Source organism: Streptomyces sp. NPDC042100 (assembly GCF_055582325.1).
Genome location: NZ_JBVJDK010000006.1, coordinates 50117 through 73659 on the forward strand (window position 1 = coordinate 50117; position 23543 = coordinate 73659).

The 23543-nt window shown below is 73.1% G+C and carries 15 protein-coding genes; 12 read left to right on the forward strand and 3 right to left on the reverse strand.

Annotated features, from left to right (window positions below; translation table 11 throughout):
* The first annotated feature begins 95 nt into the window (after window positions 1-95).
* The 5 genes from ACZ6J5_RS15090 (at window position 96) to hflX (ending at window position 7141) form a co-directional block, all read left to right on the forward strand.
* Window positions 96-560: a hypothetical protein gene (locus ACZ6J5_RS15090; protein ID WP_469391463.1), complete on the forward strand. Its 465-nt coding sequence runs from the start codon at window positions 96-98 to the stop codon at window positions 558-560.
* 219 nt (window positions 561-779) lie between these two features.
* Window positions 780-1673, forward strand: coding sequence for a diaminopimelate epimerase (gene dapF, locus ACZ6J5_RS15095; RefSeq protein WP_469391465.1), 894 nt, complete (start codon window positions 780-782; stop codon window positions 1671-1673).
* 141 nt (window positions 1674-1814) lie between these two features.
* Window positions 1815-3956 carry a RelA/SpoT family protein gene (locus ACZ6J5_RS15100; RefSeq protein WP_469391467.1) on the forward strand — a complete coding sequence of 714 codons (2142 nt, stop codon included), beginning with the start codon at window positions 1815-1817 and terminating at the stop codon, window positions 3954-3956.
* Between the two features lie 65 nt (window positions 3957-4021).
* A complete protein-coding gene (locus ACZ6J5_RS15105) occupies window positions 4022-5500 on the forward strand; it encodes a M1 family metallopeptidase (RefSeq protein WP_469391469.1) in 1479 nt (492 codons plus the stop codon).
* Window positions 5501-5647: 147 nt separating this feature from the next.
* Window positions 5648-7141 carry a GTPase HflX gene (gene hflX / locus ACZ6J5_RS15110; protein WP_469391471.1) on the forward strand — a complete coding sequence of 498 codons (1494 nt, stop codon included), beginning with the start codon at window positions 5648-5650 and terminating at the stop codon, window positions 7139-7141.
* Window positions 7142-7232: 91 nt separating this feature from the next.
* Here hflX and ACZ6J5_RS15115 read toward each other — a convergent pair whose 3' ends face one another.
* Window positions 7233-8402, reverse strand: a complete 1170-nt coding sequence (locus ACZ6J5_RS15115) for a trypsin-like serine peptidase (protein ID WP_469391473.1) — start codon at window positions 8400-8402, stop codon at window positions 7233-7235.
* Window positions 8403-8588: 186 nt separating this feature from the next.
* Complete coding sequence (locus ACZ6J5_RS15120) at window positions 8589-9767, reverse strand: trypsin-like serine peptidase (RefSeq protein ID WP_469391475.1); 1179 nt, start codon at window positions 9765-9767, stop codon at window positions 8589-8591.
* A gap of 319 nt (window positions 9768-10086) precedes the next feature.
* Between ACZ6J5_RS15120 and ACZ6J5_RS15125 the strand changes: the two genes are divergently transcribed.
* The 5 genes from ACZ6J5_RS15125 to ACZ6J5_RS15145 all read left to right on the forward strand — a co-directional run bounded on the left by ACZ6J5_RS15125 (window position 10087) and on the right by ACZ6J5_RS15145 (window position 18358).
* Complete coding sequence (locus ACZ6J5_RS15125; protein WP_469391477.1) at window positions 10087-11556, forward strand: diaminobutyrate--2-oxoglutarate transaminase family protein; 1470 nt, start codon at window positions 10087-10089, stop codon at window positions 11554-11556.
* A 101-nt stretch (window positions 11557-11657) separates the two neighbouring features.
* The gene (locus ACZ6J5_RS15130; protein WP_469391479.1) at window positions 11658-13610 is read left to right on the forward strand and encodes an IucA/IucC family protein; all 1953 of its coding nucleotides are present in this window, start codon (window positions 11658-11660) and stop codon (window positions 13608-13610) included.
* Window positions 13611-13714: 104 nt separating this feature from the next.
* Window positions 13715-14410, forward strand: a complete 696-nt coding sequence (locus tag ACZ6J5_RS15135; RefSeq protein WP_469391481.1) for a GNAT family N-acetyltransferase — start codon at window positions 13715-13717, stop codon at window positions 14408-14410.
* A gap of 88 nt (window positions 14411-14498) precedes the next feature.
* Window positions 14499-16319 (forward strand): IucA/IucC family protein, encoded by a 1821-nt coding sequence (locus tag ACZ6J5_RS15140; protein ID WP_469391483.1) that lies wholly within the window; start codon window positions 14499-14501, stop codon window positions 16317-16319.
* A gap of 50 nt (window positions 16320-16369) precedes the next feature.
* On the forward strand, window positions 16370-18358 hold the full coding sequence (locus ACZ6J5_RS15145; protein ID WP_469391484.1) for an ATP-dependent DNA helicase: 1989 nt from the start codon (window positions 16370-16372) through the stop codon (window positions 18356-18358).
* An 89-nt stretch (window positions 18359-18447) separates the two neighbouring features.
* Here the strand turns inward: ACZ6J5_RS15145 and lexA are convergent, their stop codons facing one another.
* On the reverse strand, window positions 18448-19236 hold the full coding sequence (lexA, locus tag ACZ6J5_RS15150; RefSeq protein ID WP_046911342.1) for a transcriptional repressor LexA: 789 nt from the start codon (window positions 19234-19236) through the stop codon (window positions 18448-18450).
* Between the two features lie 535 nt (window positions 19237-19771).
* Between lexA and nrdR the strand changes: the two genes are divergently transcribed.
* Window positions 19772-20281: a transcriptional regulator NrdR gene (gene nrdR / locus ACZ6J5_RS15155; protein WP_469391486.1), complete on the forward strand. Its 510-nt coding sequence runs from the start codon at window positions 19772-19774 to the stop codon at window positions 20279-20281.
* Window positions 20282-20466: 185 nt separating this feature from the next.
* A complete protein-coding gene (locus ACZ6J5_RS15160) occupies window positions 20467-23355 on the forward strand; it encodes a vitamin B12-dependent ribonucleotide reductase (RefSeq protein ID WP_469391488.1) in 2889 nt (962 codons plus the stop codon).
* Window positions 23356-23543 lie beyond the last annotated feature (188 nt).

The window sequence follows — 23543 nt, forward strand, 5'->3', positions numbered from 1 at the left end:
TCGGGACGTCATGCCCGTCATTCCGGGGGGTGAGGCCGTGCCATCATCGAGCATCGATCGACCAAGTGGAGTCCGAGTTGGGAGGGCGCGTGGCGATGGAGGCCGGCCCTCGCGACACGGAAGAGCAGGCCGCCGTCCGGGGGGAAACCCCCGGTGGGGCGGCCGGTCTGACCCCGGACGGGCCCGACCAGGCCGAAGGCAGCGCCGTACAGGTGGACGCGGCGGAGGTCGAGGTGGAACTGCGCCCGCAGCGCCGCCTGAGGATCTGGCAGCTCGCCCCGATCGTCGGACTCGCCGCCGTCGGCTCGCTCATGTTCGCCTTCCCGCTCGCCTTCGGCTCGGGCGACGGCGGCGCCGTCGTCGCCATGCTCGGACTGCTCATCAGCTCCTGCGCGGCCGGCTGGGGCATGATGGCCGCCCGCCGGGTCGGCTACACCTGGCCGGGCCTGCCCGCCCGAGGCTCCGGCGAGCGGCCGAACTGGCGCGCCCTCGCGCTGTACGTCTCGCTGAGCGCCCTCCTGGTCGCCCTGGCCGTCTGGCGCGTCGCCCGCCTCCGCTGATTCCGGTCCCCTGATCCCGGTCCTCTGATCCCGATCACCTGGCCCCGGTCCCCTGATCCCGATCACCTGGCCCGGTCTCCGCCGATCCCCCCGCCTCCTGGCCCCGGTCTCCGCCGATCCCCCGGCCTCCTGGCCCTGGCCTCCGCCGAGACCGGCCTCCTGGTCCCGCCCCCTGGACCGTCCCGGCCGCTGTCGGCGGCGACCCGTACAGTTGATCCCGTGACCAGCGCGCAGACCTCGCCCCTCGCCTTCCTCAAGGGCCACGGCACCGAGAACGACTTCGTGATCGTCCCCGACGCGGACAACGCCGTGGACCTGCCGCCCGCCCTCGTCGCCCGGCTGTGCGACCGGCGGGCCGGGATCGGCGGCGACGGCGTGCTGCACGTGGTGCGCAGCGCCGCCCACCCCGACGCGCGGCACCTGGCCGACGAGGCCGAGTGGTTCATGGACTACCGCAACGCGGACGGCTCCGTCGCCGAGATGTGTGGCAACGGCGTCCGGGTCTTCGCCCGCTACCTGGAGCACGCCGGGCTCGTCACCGCCGGCGAGGTCGCCGTCGCCACCCGCGGCGGCGTCAAGCGCGTCCACCTCGACAAGGACGGCTCCGTCACCGTCCGCATGGGCCGCGCCGTGCTCCCCGAGGACGGCGTCACCGTCACCGTCGGCGAGCGCAGCTGGCCCGCCCGCAACGTCGACATGGGCAACCCCCACGCGGTCGCCTTCGTCGACTCCCTCGACCACGCGGGGACCCTGTACGACGAGCCGCCGTACGAGCCCGCCGCCGTCTACCCGCACGGCGTCAACATCGAGTTCGTCGCCGACCGGGGCCCCCGCCACGTCGCCATGCGCGTCCACGAGCGCGGCGCCGCCGAGACCCGCTCCTGCGGCACCGGCGCCTGCGCCGTGGCCGTCGCCGCCGCCCGCCGCGACGGCGCCGACCCCGCCCGCACCGGCACCCCCGTCACGTACACCGTGGACGTCCTCGGCGGCACCCTCGTGATCACCGAGCACCCCGACGGCGAGATCGAGATGACCGGGCCCGCCGTGATCGTCGCCGAGGGCACCGTGGACCCGGCGTGGCTCGCGCCCCGAATCGAAACCGGCACCGACTGATTCGTCCCTCGAATGGGTGATCCGGTTCACGCTCGGCGAGAGCGGGACTGCGCCACGTGGTGGGGTCGGTAGCATCAAGCACCGGCCCGCCGGGCACACCCCGCCCCGGCCCTCCGCCGGTCCATGCCGCCGGAGGTGCCCATGAGCGCAGAGGCCACCAACCCCGTGAGCGAGGCCACCGGGCCCGACGCTCCCGGCCGCAGACGCGGCCGCCCGAGGATCGACCTGCGCCGGCTCGGCCGCGCCGCGCTCCTCGGCGCGACCGCCGGACCCGCCGTGCGCGACCGGCTGCCGGACGCCATCGGGCACGTCGCCGAGGCGCACCGCGCCCACCACCCCGAAGCCGACCTGGCCGTGCTGCGCCGGGCGTACGTCCTCGCCGAGTCCTCGCACCGGGGCCAGTTCCGCAAGAGCGGCGAGCCGTACATCACCCACCCGCTCGCGGTCACCCTGATCCTCGCCGAACTCGGCGCCGAGACCACCACCCTGACCGCCGCCCTCCTCCACGACACCGTCGAGGACACCGAGGTGACCCTCGATCAGGTGCGCCGCGAGTTCGGCGACGAGGTCGCCTACCTCGTGGACGGCGTCACCAAGCTGGAGAAGGTCGACTACGGGGCGGCGGCCGAGCCCGAGACCTTCCGCAAGATGCTCGTCTCCACCGGCAACGACGTCCGGGTCATGTCCATCAAGCTCGCCGACCGTCTGCACAACATGCGCACCCTCGGCGTGATGCGCCCCGAGAAACAGGTCCGCATCGCCAAGGTCACCCGGGACGTCCTCATCCCGCTCGCCGAACGCCTCGGCGTCCAGGCCCTCAAGAGCGAGCTGGAGGACCTGGTCTTCGCCATCCTCCACCCCGAGGAGTACGAGGCCACCCGCGCCCTGATCGCCGGGAACAGCGGCGCCGACGACACCCTCGGCGCCATCGCCGAACAGGTCTCCGGGCTGCTGCGCGAGGCCGGTGTCGGCGCCGAAGTGCTCGTCCGGCCGCGCCACTTCGTCTCCGTCCACCGGGTCCGCCTCAAGCGCGGCGAACTGCGCGGCAGCGACTTCGGCCGGCTCCTCGTCCTCGTCTCCGAGGACGCCGACTGCTACGCGGTCCTCGGTGAGCTGCACACCTGCTTCACCCCGGTGGTCTCCGAGTTCAAGGACTTCATCGCGGCCCCCAAGTTCAACCTCTACCAGTCGCTGCACACCGCCGTCGCCGCGCCCGACGGCGCCGTCGCCGAAGTCCTCATCCGCACCCACCGGATGCACAAGGTCGCCGAGGCGGGCGTGGTCGCCCTCGGCAACCCGTACAGCGGCCAGGACGCCACCGCCGAACAGCCCGGCGAGGACGGCGAGCGCGTCGACCCCACCCGCCCCGGCTGGCTCTCCCGGCTCCTCGACTGGCAGCAGTCCGCCCCCGACGCCGACACCTTCTGGACCTCGCTGCGCGCCGACCTCGCCCAGGACCAGGAGATCACCGTCTACCGCGCCGACGGCGGCGCGCCCGGCGCCATCAGCCTGCCGCCGGGCGCCACCTGCGTCGACGCCGCCTACGCCCAGTACGGCGAGGCCGCCCACAGCTGCCTCGGCGCGCGGGTCAACGGCAGGCTCGCGCCCCTGAGCACCGTCCTCGCCGACGGCGACACCGTCCAGCCGCTGCTCGCCCAGGACACCGCCTCCGGGCCCTCCCCGCAGTGGCTCGACCACGCCCGCACCCCCGCCGCCCGGATCGCCATCACCGGCTGGCTCCAGGCCCACCCCGAGGCCGCCAAGATCCCCGCCGCCGCCCCCCGCCCCGCCGCCGGTGTCACCGCCGACCGGCGCTCCGGCGCCCGGCTGCGCGCCGAGCTGCCCGGCACCGAGACCCCCGCCGTCCGGCCCGCCGGCTGCTGCACCCCCGTACCGCCCGACGAGATCACCGGCTTCGTCGTGCGCGGCGGCGCCGTCACCGTCCACCGCACCGGCTGCGCCTCCGCCGACGCCATGCGGCGGCTCGGCCGCAGCCCCGTCACCGTCGACTGGGGCGACACCGACGCCTGCCGGGTCACCCTGGTCGCCGAGTCCTTCGGCCGCCCCCGGCTGCTCGCCGACCTCACCGAGGCCATCGCCACGGAGGGCGCCGCCGTCGTCGCCGCCACCGTCGAACCCCCCAGCGAGCAGCGGGTCCGGCACACCTACACTCTCCAACTCCCGGACGCCGCCGGGCTGCCCGCCCTCATGCGGGCCATGCGGGACGTCCCCGGCGTCTACGACGTCAGCCGCGCCCGGCACCCCGCGTCACCGCGGCCCTGACCCCTTCGGGTGGCGGGCGCGCGCGCCGCCCGAAGGAGCGGCCCGCGTCCTGGTAGCGGTAGCCCATGCCGCTCCCCACCCGTACCCGCCGCCATCCCTCGCCCCGCGCGCGCGTGCTGCGCTCCGCCGTCCTCGTCGCCCTCTCCGCCGGGCTCGTCGCCGCCGCGCTGCCCCCGGCCGCGCCGCTCGGCATCGGGGACCCGCTCTTCCCGACGCTCGGCAACCCCGGCTACGACGTCCTGTCGTACGACATCTCCCTCACCTACCCCGGCCGCAACACCGAGCCCCTCGCGGGCCTCACCCGCGTCCAGGCCCTCGCCACCGACGACCTGGACCGGATCAACCTCGACTTCACCCACGGCACCGTCTCCGCCGTCACCGTCGAGGGCGAGCCCGCCGCCTACGAGACCGTCGGCGAGGACCTGGTGATCACCCCCGCGCGCCCGGTCGCGCGCGGGGAGGCCGTCGAGATCGACGTCACGCACACCAGCGACCCGCGCGGGCCCGCCGACAGCGGCGGCTGGGTCCGCACCGGCGACGGCCTCGCCATGGCCAACCAGGCCGACGCCGCCCACCGGGTCTTCCCGTCCAACGACCACCCCTCCGACAAGGCCTTCTTCACCTTCCGGATCACCGCCCCCAGCGGGCTGACCGCCGTCGCCAACGGGCTCCCCGAGAGCCGCGTGGACAACGGCGCCACCACCACCTGGACGTACCGCACCGCCCACCCCATGGCCACCGAGCTCGCCCAGGTCTCCATCGGCGACTCCACCGTCGTGCACCGCGAGGGCCCGCACGGCCTCAGGCTCCGGGACGTCGTGCGCACCGCCGACCGCGAGCTCCTGGAGCCCTGGCTGCGGCGCACCCCCGGCCACCTGGAGTGGCTGGAGAGCCGGCTCGGCACGTACCCCTTCGAGACCTACGGGGTGCTGATCGCCGACGCCGACACCGGCTTCGAGCTGGAGACCCAGACCCTCTCCCTCTTCGAGCGCGGCCTCTTCACCGAGCCCGGCTACCCCGAGTGGTACGTCGACTCGATCATGGTCCACGAGCTCTCCCACCAGTGGTTCGGCGACAGCGTCTCGCCCCGCGTCTGGTCCGACCTCTGGCTCAACGAGGGCCATGCCACCTGGTACGAGGCGCTGTACGCCGAGGGGAAGGGCGGGCCCACCCTGGAGCGGCGCATGAAGGCCGCCTACGGGGCCTCCGACCAGTGGCGCGCGGACGGCGGCCCGCCCGCCGCGCCCAAGCCGCCGGAGCCCGGCGAGAAGATCAGCCTCTTCCGCCCCGTCGTCTACGACGGAGCCGCCCTCGCCCTGTACGCGCTGCGCCACGAGATCGGCACCGACGCCTTCCAGCGGCTGGAGCGCGCCTGGGTGGACGGGAACCGGGACGGCACGCCCGGCACCGCCGACTTCACCGCGCTCGCCGAGCGGATCTCGGGCCGCGACCTGAAGCGCTTCTTCGCCGACTGGCTGTACGCCGAGAAGACCCCGCCGATGCCGGGCCACCCGGACTGGAAGAGCCGGGCGCCCCGGGCCTGAAACCGGGATGACGGGCCCGGTGCGGTCATGTCACCATCTTCTGGTCGGCGGCGCGGCCGGGCCCCGGGAATTCTTCCCGGACGTCACGCGTTGTGACTGCCGTGACGGATTTTTCCGTGACCACTTCCTCTTCGACGTAAGGATCCAATGACCTCCTCTTCATCTTCTTCCCAGGACGAGCAGCGCTTCGCGGAGACCAGCCGCACCGAGAGCCTTCGGGCCGATGCCCTGATGGAAGAGGACGTCGCCTGGAGCCACGAGATCGACGGGGAGCGGGACGGCGACCAGTTCGACCGCTCCGAGCGCGCGGCCCTGCGCCGCGTGGCCGGCCTCTCCACCGAGCTCGAGGACGTCACCGAGGTCGAGTACCGCCAGCTGCGCCTGGAGCGCGTCGTGCTGGTCGGTGTGTGGACCTCGGGGACGGTGCAGGACGCGGAGAACTCCCTGGCGGAGCTCGCCGCGCTCGCCGAGACGGCCGGTGCCCTGGTGCTCGACGGCGTCATCCAGCGCCGCGACAAGCCGGACCCGGCCACCTTCATCGGCTCCGGCAAGGCCCGGGAACTGCGGGACATCGTGCTGGAGACCGGTGCCGACACCGTCGTCTGCGACGGTGAGCTCAGCCCCGGCCAGCTGATCGCCCTCGAAGACGTCGTCAAGGTGAAGGTGGTCGACCGGACCGCCCTCATCCTCGACATCTTCGCCCAGCACGCCAAGTCCCGGGAGGGCAAGGCGCAGGTCGCGCTCGCGCAGATGCAGTACATGCTGCCGAGGCTGCGCGGCTGGGGTCAGTCGCTCTCCCGTCAGATGGGTGGCGGCGGCGGTGGCGGCATGGCCACCCGAGGCCCCGGTGAGACCAAGATCGAGACGGACCGGCGCCGGATCCGCGAGAAGATGGCGAAGATGCGCCGGGAGATCGCGGAGATGAAGACCGGCCGCGACATCAAGCGCCAGGAGCGCCGGCGGAACAAGATCCCGTCGGTCGCCATCGCCGGTTACACCAACGCGGGCAAGTCCTCGCTGCTCAACCGCCTCACGGGCGCGGGCGTCCTGGTGGAGAACGCGCTGTTCGCCACCCTCGACCCGACCGTGCGCCGGGCCGAGACGCCCACCGGCCGGGTCTACACCCTGGCCGACACGGTGGGCTTCGTCCGGCACCTGCCCCACCACCTGGTCGAGGCCTTCCGCTCCACCATGGAGGAGGTCGGCGACTCCGACCTCATCCTGCACGTGGTGGACGGCTCGCACCCGGCGCCGGAGGAGCAGCTGGCGGCGGTCCGCGAGGTCTTCCGCGACGTCGGCGCGGTGAACGTGCCGGAGATCGTCGTCATCAACAAGGCGGACGCGGCCGACCCGCTCGTCCTCCAGCGCCTGCTCCGGGTGGAGAAGCACTCCATCGCCGTCTCCGCCCGCTCGGGCGAGGGCATGGAGGAGCTGCTGGCGCTCCTGGAGTCCGAGCTGCCGCGCCCGCAGGTCGAGATCGAGGTCCTGGTGCCGTACACCGAGGGCGGTCTGGTCTCGCGGGTGCACGCCGAGGGCGAGGTCCTCTCCGAGGAGCACACCGCGGAGGGCACCCTGCTCAAGGCGCGGGTGCACGAGGAGCTGGCGGCGCTGCTCGCGCCGTACGTCCCGGCCGCGCACTGACGCGGGCGCCGACGGGCGCCTCGGACCGGCGAAAGCGCCGGCCGTCTCCCCTCCGGGAGGCGGCCGGCGCTTTCGCGTGGGTGGGTCCGGGTCAGCGGGCGAACTTCTTGCTGACCATCTCGTGGGCCGCCTTGGCGCCCTTGCCGAGCTGCGGTCCGGCCAGCCAGCCGTTGCCGCCGGCCGGGCCGATCGAGGTGTTCGACACCAGCGCCGTGGTGCCGTTGGGCAGCACCCGGAACCAGCCGCCGCCGGAGGAGCCGCCGGTCATGGTGCAGCCGATGCGGTACATCGTCGGCGTGGCCGGGGCCGTGGTGAGGCGGGTGCCGCGGTCCAGGCACTTGTGCATGATCATGCCGTTGTACGGGGGCGCCGCCGGGTAGCCCCAGGCGCCGAGGGTGCCGGCCTGCGCGGCGGACGGCGCGGAGAAGTCGACCGGCAGGGCCACGCCCACGGTCTCCTCCAGCGACTTGCGGCCCCGCTCCGGCTGGACGTGCAGCACGGCGTAGTCGTACGGCCAGGCCTGGTTGGTGCCGCCGCTCTTGATCCACTCGCCCGAGGTCACGGCCCAGTCGGCCCAGTACTGCCCGTACGGGTAGATCTCCTGCGGCTGCGCGTTGCGCAGCGCCGCCGGGGACTTGCCGAGGTCGTTGAAGGCCGGCACGAAGGTGATGTTGCGGTACCAGCCGCCCTTCTTGCCCGCGTGCACGCAGTGGCCGGCCGTCCACACCAGGTTGGACTTGCCCGGGTGGCGCGGGTCCTTGACGATCGTGCCGGAGCAGACCATCGAGCCCTGCGGCGAGTCGAAGAAGATCTTGCCGACCGGGGCCGCGTTGCGGTGGTACGGGGTCTTCTCGCGCTGGGCCGTCACCGGACGCGGCACCGGGTCGCTGCCGGAGCTGCCCGCCTGCGCGGTGATCGTCGGGTCGGGGCTCTTGGCGGACTGCATCCGGGCCGGGTCCCAGAGGCCGTCGATCACCGGGTTGACGAAGTCCTGGGCCTCGCGGAGCCAGGTGTCCTGGTCCCAGTTCTTCCAGTCGCCGTTCTTCCACTTGTCGAGGTCGACGCCGTGCTTCTTCAGCTTGCCGGCGATGTCGTCGACGAGGTCCGCGCCGGAGCCGTCCGAGGCGGGCGCGCTGGAGGCCGAGGGCGTGTCGGCGGGCTTGTCGGCCGCCGGGGTCTCCGTCGGGCCGCAGGCCGTGGCGGTCAGCGCGAGCGCCGCCGCCAGGGCCGTGAGGCCGGGCAGGAGTCGTATGGAACGCATGAAGTGTCTGTCCCCCTGGGTTGTTCGCGCGTCCGGCCGCCGGGCCGCTCGCGGACCGTGGTCCGGAACCGGCCGCCGGGGCGGGATCGCCCGCCCGGGATTGCCATGGACGCGTCACTAGCGGTGCACAGTATGCCCGGCGCGGAGGGCGGGACCCGACGGGGTCCCGCCCTCCGGACCGCCGGGTCAGCGGTTCGCGTACTTCGCGCTGACGCCCGCGTAGACCGCCTTGGCCTCGGCACCGAGGCGCGGCCCGGCCAGCCAGCCCGCCGTCACCGGGCCGATCGAGGTGTTCGACACCAGCGCGGGCTTGCCGTCCCGGCCGGTGGCCACCCAGCCGCCGCCGGAGGAGCCGCCGGTCATGGAGCAGCCGATCCGGTACATCGTCGGCTGGTCCGTCTTCACCGAGAGCCGGCCCGGCTTGTCCTGGCACCGGAACATCCGCTGCCCGTCATAGGGCGGGCCCGCCGGGAAACCGGTCGCCGTCATCTTCGCGATCTTCGGCACCGCCGGGGCGTTGAACTCCACCGGGAGCGCCGAACCGACCGTCTCCTCCAGCGACTTGCCCGTCCCGCCCTTCTCCGGCGTCACGTGCAGCACGGCGAAGTCGTACGGGGCGCCCTGGCCGCCGGTCTGCCCGCCCTGCGCGATCCACTGGTCGGAGGTCTTCGCCCAGTCGCTCCACCACACGCCGTACGGCGCGATCTCCTCGCGCGGCGCCTTCTCCAGCTCGGCGGTCGGCTTCCCGGCGTCGTTGTACGAGGGCACGAAGGCGATGTTGCGGTACCAGCCGCCCTTCTTGCCCGCGTGCACGCAGTGGCCCGCCGTCCAGACCATGTTGGACTTGCCCGGGTGCGCCGGGTCCTGGACCACCGTGGCCGAGCAGACCATCGAGCCCTCGGGCCCGTCGAAGAAGACCTTCCCGGAGGCGGGCGAGGACGAGTGGTACGGCGCCGGCACCGAGGCCGCCCGCACCGGGACCGGCGTCGGGTCGGTGACGCCCTTGTCGCCGGAGAGGTCCTCCTCCTTCACCGGCTTGTCGGGCCGCTCGGCGTCCCGCATCCGGTCCGGGTCCCAGAGGTCCTCGATGATCGGGTTGACGAAGTCCTTGGCCTCACGCAGCCACTTGTCCTTGTCCCAGTTCTTCCACTCGCCGTTCCGCCACCGGTCCACGTCGATCCCGTGGTCCTTCAGGCGCTGCTTCAGGTCGTCCGGGATCGTGAGCTTCCCGTCCGGGCTCGGCGTCGCGGTGGCGCTGGGCTTGTCACCCCCCGCGTTGTCCTCCGTCGGACCGCAGGCCGTCGCCGTCAGCGTCAGCGCCGCGACGGCGGATGCCGCAACCAGCAGCGGACGAATCGATCGCATCTCGTGATCCCCCTGGGACTACGTCAACTTGTGCATCAGTGAACCGTCCCGGCACGGACGGCCGCGCCGGGTGAAGCCCCCACTATGCCGGTGCCGGAGGGGACGGCACGACGCAGGTCCGCGGTTCCGCCCGCCAACGGCCTTTGCCCGGGCGTGATCCGGGACACGCCAAGGTTCTCGGCCTCCGCCCGTGATCCCCGGCAGGCCCCGTCGTTGGTACGGACGGGGGACACAACGACGTTGTCCGGGACACCTCTTCGGGTGGCACCGCAACGTACCGATGTGCAACGCGAACGTGACAGCGGGAGGACAGCGAGCCGTGGCCGTGACCGAACCAGCTCCGGCCGTGACGCCGGCCGAGCGGACCTGCGACGCCCACCGGGACGCGGCCGGGGACGCGCACCGTCCCGGCCCCCGGGACGCGCCCCCCGGCGAGCCGCGTCCGGCCGGTGAAGGGGCCGCCCAGGGCATCCTGCGCCGCCAGGCCCAGCGGGAGTCGGCTGCCCGCACCTACGCGCGCTCGCTGCCGATCGTCCCCGTACGGGCCCGGGGCATCACCATCGAGGGCGCCGACGGACGCCGCTACCTGGACTGCCTCTCCGGCGCCGGGACCCTGGCGCTCGGCCACAACCACCCCGTCGTCCTCGAAGCCATCCGCAAGGTCCTCGACTCCGGCGCCCCGCTGCACGTCCTGGACCTCGCCACACCCGTCAAGGACGCCTTCACCACCGAGCTCTTCGCCACCCTGCCGGCCGGACTCGCCGACGACGCCCGCGTCCAGTTCTGCGGCCCGGCCGGCACCGACGCCGTCGAAGCCGCCCTCAAGCTCGTCCGCACCGCCACCGGCCGCGGCGGCGTCCTCGCCTTCAGCGGCGCCTACCACGGCATGACCGCCGGCGCCCTCGACGTCTCCGGCGGCGCCACCGACGTCCGCGTGGCCCGGCTGCCCTACCCGCAGGACTACCGCTGCCCCTTCGGCATCGGCGGCGAACGCGGCGCCGAACTGGCCGCCCGCTGGACCGAGACCGCCCTCGACGACCCCAAGAGCGGCGTCCCCACCCCCGCCGGGATGATCCTCGAACCCGTCCAGGGCGAAGGCGGCGTCATCCCCGCCCCCGACAGCTGGCTGCGCCGGATGCGGGAGCTCACCGCAGCCCGGGGCATCCCGCTGATCGCCGACGAGGTGCAGACCGGCGTCGGCCGCACCGGCACCTTCTGGGCCGTCGAGCACAGCGGCGTCGTCCCCGACGTGATGGTCCTCTCCAAGGCCATCGGCGGCTCCCTCCCGCTCGCCGTCGTCGTCTACCGCTCCGAGCTCGACGCCTGGGAGCCCGGCGCCCACGCCGGCACCTTCCGAGGCAACCAGCTCGCCATGGCCGCGGGCGCCGCCACCCTCGCGTACGTCCGGGAGAACGGGCTCGCCGCCCGCGCCGGCGTCCTCGGCGCCCGGCTGCTCGGGCAGCTCCAGGGCCTCGCCGCCGCCCACCCCTGCGTCGGCGACGTCCGGGGCCGGGGCCTGATGATCGGCGTCGAGCTGGTCGACCCCGAGGCCCCGGACACCGACACCGCCCCGCCGCCGGACCCCGTCCTCGCCACCGCCGTCCAGCGCCAGTGCCTGGACCGCGGCCTCATCGTCGAACTCGGCGGCCGGCACAACGCCGTCGTCCGGCTGCTGCCCCCGCTCACCCTCACCGACGAGCAGGCGGCCGCCGTCCTCGACCGCTTCGCCGACGCCCTCGCCGCCGCCGAACGTGCCCACCGGGCCCGCCCCACGGGGCCGCCCCGCTGACACCGGGCCCCCGCCGCGTCCGGGCCGCGCCCCGCCCCCGGACCCGCCCGGACCGCACCCGCCCGGCCGCATTCCCCGGCCCGCCTCCCAAGGAAGCCCCCGTGAATCCCACTCCCGCCCACGAATCCGCCGGCGCCGCCTGCGCCCCGCTCACCGCCGAGCCCACCGTGCCCCGCCAGTACCCGGGCCCGGCCACCGGGGCCCACACCGGGGCACTGACGGCGGCGGTCATCGCCGCCCCCACCGGCCCGGCCCGGCCCACCACCCCCGCCGGCGGCCCGGACCCCCTGGACGACCCCGACCCCCACCGCGCCGCCGACCAGGCCGCCGTCGAGAACCTGCTCCGCTGCTGGGTACGCGAGAAGGACCTCAAGGGGCCCGGGTCCGGCGCCGGCACCGGCGCGGGGAGCGGACCCGGCGTCGGCGGCGGACCCGGCACCGTCGGCACCCTCCGCATCCCCCTCGTCTCCTCCGGCACCGTCCTCGTCGTCCCCGTCCGCTACTGGTCGCCCACCGGCTGGCACCGCTTCGGTGCCCCCGCCCTCGAAGGGCTCCCCGCCACCGCGCCGACCGTCGACGCCGTCACCCTCGCCGCCCTGCTCAGCCGCGAGACCGGCCGCCCCGAAGGCACCGAACTCGTCGGCCGCGTCGCCGACTCCGCCCGCCGCACCGCCGAGTTCATCGCTCTCCGGCGCCGCGAACCGCTCCCCGGACCCGGCGCCGACCTCTTCCTCACCGCCGAGCAGTCCCTCCTCCTCGGCCACCCTCTGCACCCCACCCCCAAGAGCCGCGAGGGCCTCTCCGACAGCGAGTCCCGCCGCTACTCGCCCGAGACCCACGGTTCCTTCCGGCTCCACTGGATGGCCGTCGACCCCCGCGTCCTCGCCACCGACTCCGCCTGGACCGAACAGGGCCGACCCGTCGCCGCCCCCCAGCTCACCGCCGCCCTCGCCGAGGGCCTCGACCTCCCCGACGGCACCGCCGCCCTGCCCCTGCACCCCTGGCAGGCCCGCGAGCTGAGGCACCGCCCCGCCGTCGCCGCCCTCCTCGACGCGGGCCTGCTCCACGACCTCGGCCCGCACGGCGCCCCCTGGCACCCCACCTCCTCGGTCCGCACCGTGCACCGCCCCGGCGCCCGCGCCATGCTCAAGCTCTCCCTCGGCGTACGGATCACCAACTCCCGCCGCGAGAACCTGCGCAAGGAGCTCCACCGGGGCGTCGAGGTGCACCGGCTGCTGCGCACCGGACTCGTCGACGAGTGGCAGGCCGCCCACCCCGGCTTCGACATCGTCCGCGACCCCGCCTGGCTCGCCGTCGACACCCCCGGGGGCGAGCCCGTCCCCGGGCTCGACGTGATGATCCGGCACAACCCCTTCGCCGCCGGCGACGACGCCGTCTGCCTCGCCGCCCTCACCTCTCCCCGGCCCGGCCCCGGCTCGCCCCGGATGAGCTCGCGGCTCGCCGAGGTCGTCGTCCGGCTCGCCGCCCGCACCGGCCGCCCCACCACGGCCGTCGCCACCGAATGGTTCCTGCGCTACCTCGACCTGGTCGTCCGCCCCGTCCTCTGGCTCGACGGCCACGCCGGTGTCGCCCTGGAGGCCCACCAGCAGAACACCCTGGTCCTGCTCGACCCCGAGGGCTGGCCCGCCGGCGGCCGCTACCGCGACAACCAGGGCTACTACTTCCGCGAGTCCCGCCGCGACGAGCTGGAGAGCCGCCTGCCCGGCATCGGCGCGACCAGCGACACCTTCGTCTCCGACCAGGTCACCGACGAGCGCTTCGCCTACTACCTCGGCATCAACAACATCCTCGGCCTCATCGGCGCCTTCGGCGCCCAGCACCTCGCCGACGAGCGCGTCCTGCTCGCCGCCCTGCGCCAGTTCCTCACCGCCTCGACCGGCCTCGGGTCCCCGCTGCCGCACCGCCTCCTGGAGGCCGCGACCCTGCGCTGCAAGGCCAACCTGCTCACCCGCCTGCACGGCCTCGACGAACTGGTCGGCCCCGTCGACACCCAGTCCGTCTACGTCGCCGTCACCAACCCGCTGCGCGCCTGACCCGTCCCGGGCCCGCCGCACCCCTCCGCACCGCCCGGGCCCACCCCAGGCCCCCGCACCCCACGGAAACCACCGACACCGACCCGCCGAGAGGAGAGCACCCCGTGCCTCCCACCGAAGCGCACCCCGGCCCCGGACCCACCGGCGCCGACGACACCCTGGACCTCCAGCTCACCGAGGAGTTCGTCGCGCTCCTCGCCGCCGGCCCGCCGGACCCGCCCGCCGACGCCGACCTGCTGGACTCCGTCGCCGACTGGCGGCCCGCCGCCACCCCCTTCGGCTCCTTCCGGCTCGTCCCCGTACGTCTCGACCGGGACCTGCCGCTCGTCGCCCGCTGGATGAACGACCCCGCCGTCGCCGCCTTCTGGGAGCTCGCCGGAGCCCCGGAGGTCACCGCCGCCCACATCCGCGCCCAGCTCGACGCCGACGGCCGCAGCGTGCCCTGCCTCGGCGTCCTCGACGGCACCCCGATGAGCTACTTCGAGATCTACCGCGCCGACCTCGACCCGCTCGCCCGCCACTATCCCGCGCGCCCCCACGACACCGGGATCCACCTGCTCATCGGCGGCGTCGCCGACCGAGGCCGGGGCCTCGGCACGGGCCTGCTGCGCGCCGTCGCCGACCTCGTCCTCGACCACCGGCCCCGCTGCACCCGGGTCCTCGCCGAGCCCGACCTGCGCAACACCCCCTCCGTCGCCGCCTTCCTCGGCGCCGGCTTCCGCCTGTCCGCGGAGGTCGAGCTTCCGGAGAAGCGCGCCGCGTTAATGGTCCGCGACCGTGCCCACCGCCAGGTCCTGTGACCGGCGCCTGAGCACCACCGCCCGAGCCGCTTCCCCCGTCCCGTACCCACCGCCCGACCCGCAGCGGTGCCCACCCAGAGGAGTCCCCGTGTCGCCGTCCCCTGCACCCCACGACTCCGCCCCGCCCACCCCGCCGGCCCCCAGCGGGCCGCCCGAACTGAACCCGGCCGCCTGGTCCCGCGCCTCGGCCCGGATGCTCGCCAAGGCCCTCGCCGAGTTCGCCTACGAGGAGGTCATCGAACCCCTACCGGCCGGGCCCGGCGGCGAGGACGGCCGGACCCGCCCGTACACCCTCACCCTCGACGACGGCGGCACGCTCGCCTTCACCGCCCGCCGCGGCGCCTACGACGGCTGGCGGATCACACCGGGCTCGATCACCGTGGACGGCGCCCCCGCCGGCGACCCGCTGGAGTTCCTCGTCCGCGCCCGGCGCCTGCTCGACCTCGACGGCGCCACCCTCGGACACCTCATCCGCGAGCTCACCACCACCCTCGCCGCCGACACCCGGCTCGACCACACCGCGCTGCCCGCCGCCCGGCTCGCCGAGCTCGGCTACGCGGAGCTCGAAGGCCACCAGACCGGCCACCCCTGGCTCGTCCTCAACAAGGGCCGCATCGGCTTCTCCGCCGCCGACACCGCCCGCTGGGCCCCCGAGTCCCGCCGCCCCGCCCGGCTGCCCTGGATCGCGGTCAGCAGCCGGATCGCCGCCTACCGCGGCGTCGCCGGCCTCGACACCCCCGAGCTGCTGTACGCGCGCGAGCTCGACCCCGAGGTCCGGGAGGGCTTCCACGCCGCCCTGCGCGCCCGCGGCCTCGACCCGGACGGCTACCTCCTGCTGCCCGTCCACCCCTGGCAGTGGGACGAGGTCCTGCTCCCGCTGTACGCCCCCGCCATCGCCTCCGGGGCCCTCGTACCGCTCACCGAGGACCCCGACCTGCGGCTGCCGCAGCAGTCGGTCCGCACCTTCCTCAACACCAGCCGCCCCGACCGCCACACGGTCAAGCTCCCGCTCTCCGTCCTCAACACCCTCGTCTGGCGCGGCCTGCCCACCGAACGCACCCTCGCCGCCCCCTCCGTCACCTCCTGGGTGCACGGCCTGCGCGACACGGACCCCTTCCTGCGCGAGGAGTGCGGGGTGATCCTGCTCGGCGAGGTCGCCTCCGTCACCGTCGAGCACCCGCTGTACGACCGGCTGCCGGAGGTGCCGTACCAGTACAAGGAGCTCCTCGGCGCGATCTGGCGCGAGCCCCTGCGGCTGCCGCCCGGCGAGCGCGCCCGGACCCTGGCCGCCCTGCTGCACACCGACCCCGACGGGCGCGCCTTCGTCGCCGAGCTCGTCGGCCGCTCCGGGCTCGCCCCGCGCGCCTGGCTCCAGCGCCTCTTCGCCGCCCTGATGCCGCCGCTGCTGCACTTCCTCTACCAGTACGGCACGGTCTTCTCCCCGCACGGCGAGAACGCCATCGTCGTCTTCGACACGGACGACGTGCCCGTACGCCTGGCGATCAAGGACTTCGTCGACGACGTCAACATCAGCGCCCACCCGCTGCCCGAGCACGCCACCATGCCGGACGACGTCCGGGCCGTGCTGCTCACCGAGGAGCCCGACTTCCTCACCCAGTTCATCCATTCGGGGCTCTTCGTCGGCGTCTTCCGCTACCTCGCCCCGCTGTACGAGGAGCAACTGGATCTCCCGGAGGAGGAGTTCTGGACCCTGCTGCGCGCCGAGATCCTGCGCCACCAGGCCCGCTTCCCCGAGCTGAAGGAACGCTTCGAGCTGTTCGACCTCCTGGTCCCGCGGATCGAGCGCCTCTGTCTCAACCGCAACCGGCTCCACCTGGACGGCTACCGCGACCGGCCCGAACGCCCGCACGCGGCCGTCCACGGCACCGTCCCGAACCCGCTCGCGTGAGCACGGGGGAGGGACCGGCTGTCGGTGTCGCCCCGTAGGCTGGAAGGGCTATGACGAAGCCATCCCTCCCCGATCTCCTCCACGCCGCCGTCGCCGCCGTCGGCGGCGTGGAGCGCCCCGGCCAGGTCGCCATGGCCGAGGCCGTGACCGAGGCCATCGACGACGGTTCCCACCTACTCGTCCAGGCCGGCACCGGCACCGGTAAATCCCTCGGCTATCTCGTTCCGGCACTGGCGCAGGGGGAGCGGGTGGTGGTCGCGACGGCGACGCTGGCCCTCCAGCGCCAGCTCGTCGAGCGCGACCTGCCGCGCACGGTCGACGCCCTGCATCCGCAGCTCCGGCGCCGCCCCGAGTTCGCCATGCTCAAGGGCCGGTCGAACTACCTGTGCCTGCACCGGCTGCACGAGGGCGTCCCGCAGGACGAGGAGGAAGGCCTCTTCGACCCCTTCGAGGCGGCCGCCCCCACCAGCAAGCTCGGCCAGGACCTGCTGCGGCTGCGGGACTGGTCGGACGAGACGGAGACCGGCGACCGGGACGATCTGACCCCGGGCGTCTCCGACCGGGCCTGGGCGCAGGTCTCGGTCTCCTCGCGCGAGTGCCTGGGCGCGAGCAAGTGCGCGTACGGGCCGGAGTGCTTCGCCGAGGCGGCCCGCGAGCGCGCCAAGCTCGCCGAGGTCGTCGTCACCAACCACGCGCTGCTCGCCATCGACGCGATCGAGGGCGCCCCGGTCCTCCCGCAGCACGAGGTGCTGATCGTGGACGAGGCCCACGAGCTGGTCTCCCGGGTCACCGGCGTGGCCACCGGCGAGCTCACCCCGGGCCAGGTGAACCGTGCGGTGCGCCGGGCGGCGAAGCTGGTGGACGAGAAGACCGCGGACCAGCTGCAGACGGCCGCCGAGGGCTTCGAGCGGCTGATGGAGCTGGCGCTCCCGGGCCGCCTGGAGGAGATCCCGGAGGACCTGTCGTACGCGCTGATGGCGCTGCGCGACGCCGCCCGCGCGGTGATCACCGCCCTCGGCAACACCCGGGACCGCTCGGTCCAGGACGAGGACGCCGTCCGCAAGCAGGCCATGGCCTCGGTGGAGACGGTGCACGGGGTGGCCGAGCGGATCACCATGGGCTCGGAGTACGACGTCGTCTGGTACGAGCGGCACGACCGCTTCGGCGCCTCGCTGCGGGTCGCCCCGATGAGCGTCTCCGGGCTGCTGCGCGAGAAGCTGTTCGCCGACCGCTCGGTGGTCCTCACCTCCGCCACCCTCAAGCTGGGCGGCGACTTCAACGGGGTGGGGGCCTCGCTCGGGCTGGCCCCCGAGGGCACCACGGGCGACGACCTGCCGGTCTGGAAGGGCATCGACGTCGGCTCGCCCTTCGACTACCCGAAGCAGGGCATCCTCTACGTCGCCAAGCACCTGAACCGGCCCGCCCGGGACGGCGAGCGCGGCGACATGCTGGACGAGCTGACGGAGCTGATGCAGGCGGCCGGCGGACGGACGCTCGGCCTGTTCTCCTCGATGCGGGCCGCCCAGCAGGCGGCGGAGGAGCTGCGGAGCCGGATCCCCGAGCTGCCGATCCTGCTCCAGGGCGAGGACACCCTCGGCGAGCTGATCAAGAACTTCGCCGCCGACCCGAAGACCTGTCTCTTCGGCACGCTCTCGCTCTGGCAGGGCGTGGACGTGCCGGGCCCGAGCTGCCAGCTCGTGGTCATGGACAAGATCCCCTTCCCTCGGCCCGACGACCCGCTGATGAGCGCGCGGCAGAAGGCGGTGGAGGACGCGGGGGGCAACGGCTTCATGGCGGTCGCGGCGACGCACGCGGCGCTGCTGATGGCGCAGGGGGCCGGCCGGCTGGTCCGGGCGACCGGGGACCGGGGTGTCGTGGCGGTGCTCGACCCCAGGCTCGCGACGGCCCGCTACGGCAGCTATCTGAAGGCCTCGCTGCCGGACTTCTGGTACACCACGGACCGCAATCAGGTGCGCAGGTCGCTGGCGGCCATCGACGCGGCGGCCTCGGCGGCGGCGTCGGCGGCGTCGGAGGAGTAGCCCACGTCCTGGGGGCCCTGGAGACACGGCAGGGCCCCGGGACCGGCGCAGTGGGTCCCGGGGCCCGGTTCAGGGCTGACGAGGTGAGGTCACACCCGTCGCAGCACGGCGACGACCTTGCCGAGGATGGTGGCCTCGTCGCCGGGGATCGGCTGGTACGCCGCGTTGTGCGGGAGCAGCCAGACGTGGCCGTCCTCGCGCTTGAAGCGCTTGACCGTGGCCTCGCCGTCGAGCATGGCGGCGACGATGTCACCGTTCTCCGCGACGGGCTGGCGGCGGACCGTGACCCAGTCGCCGTCGCAGATGGCGGCCTCGATCATGGAGTCGCCGACGACCTTGAGGACGAAGAGCTCGCCGTCGCCGACCAGCTGCCGGGGGAGCGGGAAGACGTCCTCGACGGACTCCTCGGCCAGGATGGGGCCACCGGCCGCGATCCGGCCGACCAGGGGGACGTACGAGGCGGCCGGCTTGCCCGTGGTGTCCGTCGGCTGGGTGCTGGGCTGGTCCGAGCCCCGGACCTCGTACGCGCGCGGGCGGTGCGGGTCGCGGCGCAGGAAGCCCTTGCGCTCCAGGGCCATGAGCTGGTGCGCCACGGAGGAGGTGCTGGACAGGCCCACGGCCTGGCCGATCTCGCGCATCGACGGCGGGTAGCCGCGGCGCTGGACCGAGTCGCGGATGACCTCGATGACGCGGCGCTGCCGGTCGGTGAGGCCGGAGCTGTCGGCCCGGATGCCAGGGGGGCGTCCGGGGAGTGAGCGGGCGGGTCGGCCTGGCTCCTCCCCGTTCATGGCTGCGTCATTCATCGCATGCACCGGCTCGAGTCGGCCCTGGGAGCGGTCCTGGGCAGTGATGGTGGCACTGTCTGCGGTGGTGGTCACGTCGGCGGCCCCTCTCGAATGGTCTCCCTGGCTGGCACAACGGTAGTGGCTTTCGAAAGGTTGCGCCAAACACACGTTCGAGTGAAAAATCGCAGATCGCCTTACGTGTGTGCGTACGGGGGTGTATACGCCGTCCACGGAGCGTGACCGAACGCTTCCTGGGAGCCCATCCGCAGCCTCTCCGGAGGGTCGGCGCCGAGGGAGTCGAGGACGGCTCAATTCGGTCATTGCGGTAACCTTCAGCGCCGGGTCGCCCGCGGCCGGGTGCCCTCCCAGTGTCGCACCGGGCACCCCGGAATCCGCGCCGCCGCGCCCTTCCCGTACCCTCGTGGCCGGTCGGGAGCGGCGACACGCGGTTCGGGTCGAAATCGCGGACGAACCCAAGATCTAGTGGTTGTATCGCATCAGCCACCTAGAAGTAGTGGTCCTCGGTCCTCCGGGGGTCTCCACATCACCTATGCTGGTGGTCGCTTCGAGGGCCTTGACGGGCCCGGTGAGGCTATTCAGTCGTGCCGCGAGGGAGGGTCGGAACCACATGCACTGCCCCTTCTGCAGGCACCCCGACAGCCGGGTCGTCGACAGTCGCACCACCGATGACGGAACGTCGATCCGACGCCGTCGCCAGTGCCCCGACTGCTCCCGCCGTTTCACCACGGTGGAGACGTGCTCGCTGATGGTGGTCAAGCGGTCCGGGGTCACCGAGCCCTTCAGTCGTACCAAGGTCATCTCCGGCGTGCGCAAGGCGTGCCAGGGGCGGCCGGTCACCGAGGACGCCCTCGCCAAGCTCGGCCAGCGGGTCGAGGAGGCGGTGCGCGCCACCGGCAGCGCCGAGCTGACCACCCACGACGTGGGCCTGGCCATCCTGGGCCCGCTGCAGGAGCTCGACCTCGTCGCGTACCTGCGGTTCGCGTCCGTTTACAAGGCCTTCAACAGCCTCGAAGACTTCGAGGCCGCCATCACGGAGCTCCGTGAGCGGCCTCCCGCTGAGCCGCGCGGGACCGGAGCGACCCCCGAGGTCCCCGTTCCCGCCACCCCCGCCGACTAGACCGGCGGGCCGGCCCGACCCGTCAGCGGTCGGTCCGGCACAGGCCGCCGTGCGGCCCCGAAAGACCTGCCCCGGGCCGACCATGAGGTGCCCGTGGCAACTGCACTACAAGACGAAGTACAGAAGGCGGAGCCCTGGAATTTTCCGGGCGCTTCAGCGTGTTTTGCCCGTATATGGGAGGCGGCATGACAGAGACGGCGAGCGGTCCGGCACGTGGTTCCCGCACCAAGGGAGCCAAGGCGGCGAGCAAGGGCCTGCGTATCGAGCGCATCCACACCACCCCCGGCGTGCATCCGTACGACGAGGTGAGCTGGGAGCGCCGTGACGTCGTCATGACCAACTGGCGCGACGGCTCGATCAACTTCGAGCAGCGCGGCGTCGAGTTCCCCGACTTCTGGTCGGTGAACGCGGTCAACATCGTCACCAGCAAGTACTTCCGCGGGGCCGTCGGCACCCCGCAGCGCGAGACCGGTCTCAAGCAGCTCATCGACCGGATCGTGAAGACCTACACGAAGGCCGGCGAGGAGTACGGCTACTTCGCCTCGCCCGCCGACGCCGAGATCTTCGAGCACGAGCTGGCGTACGCCCTCCTGCACCAGATCTTCAGCTTCAACTCCCCGGTGTGGTTCAACGTCGGCACCCCGCAGCCCCAGCAGGTCTCCGCCTGCTTCATCCTGTCCGTCGACGACTCCATGGAGTCGATCCTCGACTGGTACAAGGAAGAGGGCATGATCTTCAAGGGCGGCTCCGGCGCCGGCCTGAACCTCTCCCGCATCCGCTCCTCCAAGGAGCTGCTCTCCTCCGGCGGCAACGCCTCCGGCCCGGTCTCCTTCATGCGCGGCGCCGACGCCTCCGCGGGAACCATCAAGTCGGGCGGTGCCACCCGCCGCGCGGCCAAGATGGTCATCCTCGACGTCGACCACCCGGACATCGAGAACTTCATCGAGACCAAGGTCAAGGAGGAGGAGAAGATCCGCGCCCTCCGTGACGCGGGCTTCGACATGGACCTGGGCGGCGACGACATCACGTCCGTCCAGTACCAGAACGCCAACAACTCCGTCCGCGTGAACGACACGTTCATGAAGGCCGTCGAGGCCGGCGGAAAGTTCGGCCTGACCTCCCGCATGACGGGCGAGGTCATCGAGGAGGTCGACGCCAAGTCGCTCTTCCGCAAGATGGCCGAGGCCGCGTGGGCCTGCGCCGACCCGGGCATCCAGTACGACGACACGATCAACCACTGGCACACCTGCCCCGAGTCCGGCCGCATCAACGGCTCGAACCCGTGCAGCGAGTACATGCACCTGGACAACACGTCCTGCAACCTCGCCTCGCTGAACCTGATGAAGTTCCTCAAGGACGACGGCAAGGGCCACCAGTCCTTCGACGTCGAGCGCTTCTCCAAGGTCGTCGAGCTCGTCATCACCGCGATGGACATCTCCATCTGCTTCGCCGACTTCCCCACCCAGAAGATCGGCGAGAACACCCGCGCCTTCCGCCAGCTCGGCATCGGCTACGCCAACCTCGGCGCCCTGCTGATGGCGACCGGCCACGCGTACGACTCCGACGGCGGCCGCGCCCTCGCCGGTGCCATCAGCTCCCTGATGACCGGCACCTCGTACCGGCGCTCCGCCGAGCTCGCCGCGGTCGTCGGCGCCTACGACGGCTACGCGCTCAACGCCGAGCCGCACCAGCGCGTGATGCAGCAGCACGCCGACGAGAACACCAAGGCCGTGCGCTTCGACGACCTGGACTCGCCGATCTGGGCCGCCGCCACGGAGGCCTGGCAGGACGTGATCCGCCTCGGCGCCAAGAACGGCTTCCGCAACGCGCAGGCCTCGGTCATCGCCCCCACCGGCACCATCGGTCTCGCGATGTCCTGCGACACCACCGGCCTTGAGCCCGACCTCGCCCTGGTCAAGTTCAAGAAGCTGGTCGGCGGCGGCTCGATGCAGATCGTCAACGGCACCGTCCCGCAGGCCCTGCGCCGCCTGGGTTACCAGGAGGAGCAGATCGAGGCGATCGTCGCCCACATCGCCGAGCACGGCAACGTGGTGGACGCCCCCGGCCTGAAGACCGAGCACTACGAGGTCTTCGACTGCGCCATGGGCGAGCGCTCCATCTCCGCGATGGGTCACGTCCGCATGATGGCCGCCATCCAGCCGTGGATCTCGGGCGCCCTCTCCAAGACCGTCAACCTGCCGGAGACGGCGACGGTCGAGGACGTCGAGGAGGTCTACTTCGAGGCCTGGAAGATGGGCGTCAAGGCGCTCGCCATCTACCGCGACAACTGCAAGGTCGGCCAGCCCCTCTCCGCCAAGAAGAAGGAAGCGGAGAAGGCCGAGGTCACCGCGAAGTCCGAGGCGACGATCCGCGAGGCCGTCGAGAAGGTCGTCGAGTACCGCCCGGTGCGCAAGCGCCTCCCCAAGGGCCGTCCGGGGATCACCACCTCCTTCACCGTGGGTGGCGCCGAGGGCTACATGACCGCCAACTCCTACCCGGACGACGGTCTCGGCGAGGTCTTCCTGAAGATGTCCAAGCAGGGTTCGACGCTCGCGGGCATGATGGACGCCTTCTCCATCGCCGTCTCCGTCGGCCTGCAGTACGGCGTCCCGCTGGAGACCTACGTCTCGAAGTTCACCAACATGCGCTTCGAGCCGGCCGGCATGACGGACGACCCGGACGTGCGGATGGCGCAGTCGATCGTCGACTACATCTTCCGCCGCCTGGCGCTGGACTTCCTGCCCTTCGAGACCCGCTCCGCGCTCGGCATCCACTCCGCCGAGGAGCGCCAGCGTCACCTGGAGACCGGCTCGTACGAGCAGTCCGAGGACGACGTGGACGTGGAGGGCCTGGCCCAGTCCGCGCCGCTCGCCCAGGAGCCGAAGGCCGTGGCCGCCGAGGTCCGCGTCGAGGTCCCGGCCCCGAAGCAGGCCCACACCTCGGCCGAGCTCGTCGAGATGCAGCTGGGCATCAGCGCGGACGCCCCGCTCTGCTTCTCCTGCGGCACGAAGATGCAGCGCGCCGGCTCCTGCTACATCTGCGAGGGCTGCGGCTCGACCAGCGGTTGCAGCTGAGCGGTGCTGAGGAGTTCCAGCGGCTCCAGCAGTTTCAGTAGTTCCGAGTAGGTCCTGAAGGGGGCGTCGGCCACAGGTCGGCGCCCCCTTCGGCGTATCCGCGCGAGCGCCCCCTTTTTCCGTACGCGTTTTTGCCTACTCGCAGGTAGGCTCGCCGCCGCGTGATCATCACGCGCGTACGACAGGGG

Coding starts and splice junctions, on each gene's coding strand:
- ACZ6J5_RS15100 (WP_469391467.1), top strand. CDS start 1,815: ATGAGCGCAGAGGCCACCAACCCCGTGAGCGAGGCCACCGGGCCCGAC.
- hflX (WP_469391471.1), top strand. CDS start 5,648: ATGACCTCCTCTTCATCTTCTTCCCAGGACGAGCAGCGCTTCGCGGAG.
- nrdR (WP_469391486.1), top strand. CDS start 19,772: ATGCACTGCCCCTTCTGCAGGCACCCCGACAGCCGGGTCGTCGACAGT.
- ACZ6J5_RS15105 (WP_469391469.1), top strand. CDS start 4,022: ATGCCGCTCCCCACCCGTACCCGCCGCCATCCCTCGCCCCGCGCGCGC.
- ACZ6J5_RS15090 (WP_469391463.1), top strand. CDS start 96: ATGGAGGCCGGCCCTCGCGACACGGAAGAGCAGGCCGCCGTCCGGGGG.
- ACZ6J5_RS15115 (WP_469391473.1), bottom strand. CDS start 8,402: ATGCGTTCCATACGACTCCTGCCCGGCCTCACGGCCCTGGCGGCGGCG.
- ACZ6J5_RS15120 (WP_469391475.1), bottom strand. CDS start 9,767: ATGCGATCGATTCGTCCGCTGCTGGTTGCGGCATCCGCCGTCGCGGCG.
- ACZ6J5_RS15145 (WP_469391484.1), top strand. CDS start 16,370: ATGACGAAGCCATCCCTCCCCGATCTCCTCCACGCCGCCGTCGCCGCC.
- ACZ6J5_RS15160 (WP_469391488.1), top strand. CDS start 20,467: ATGACAGAGACGGCGAGCGGTCCGGCACGTGGTTCCCGCACCAAGGGA.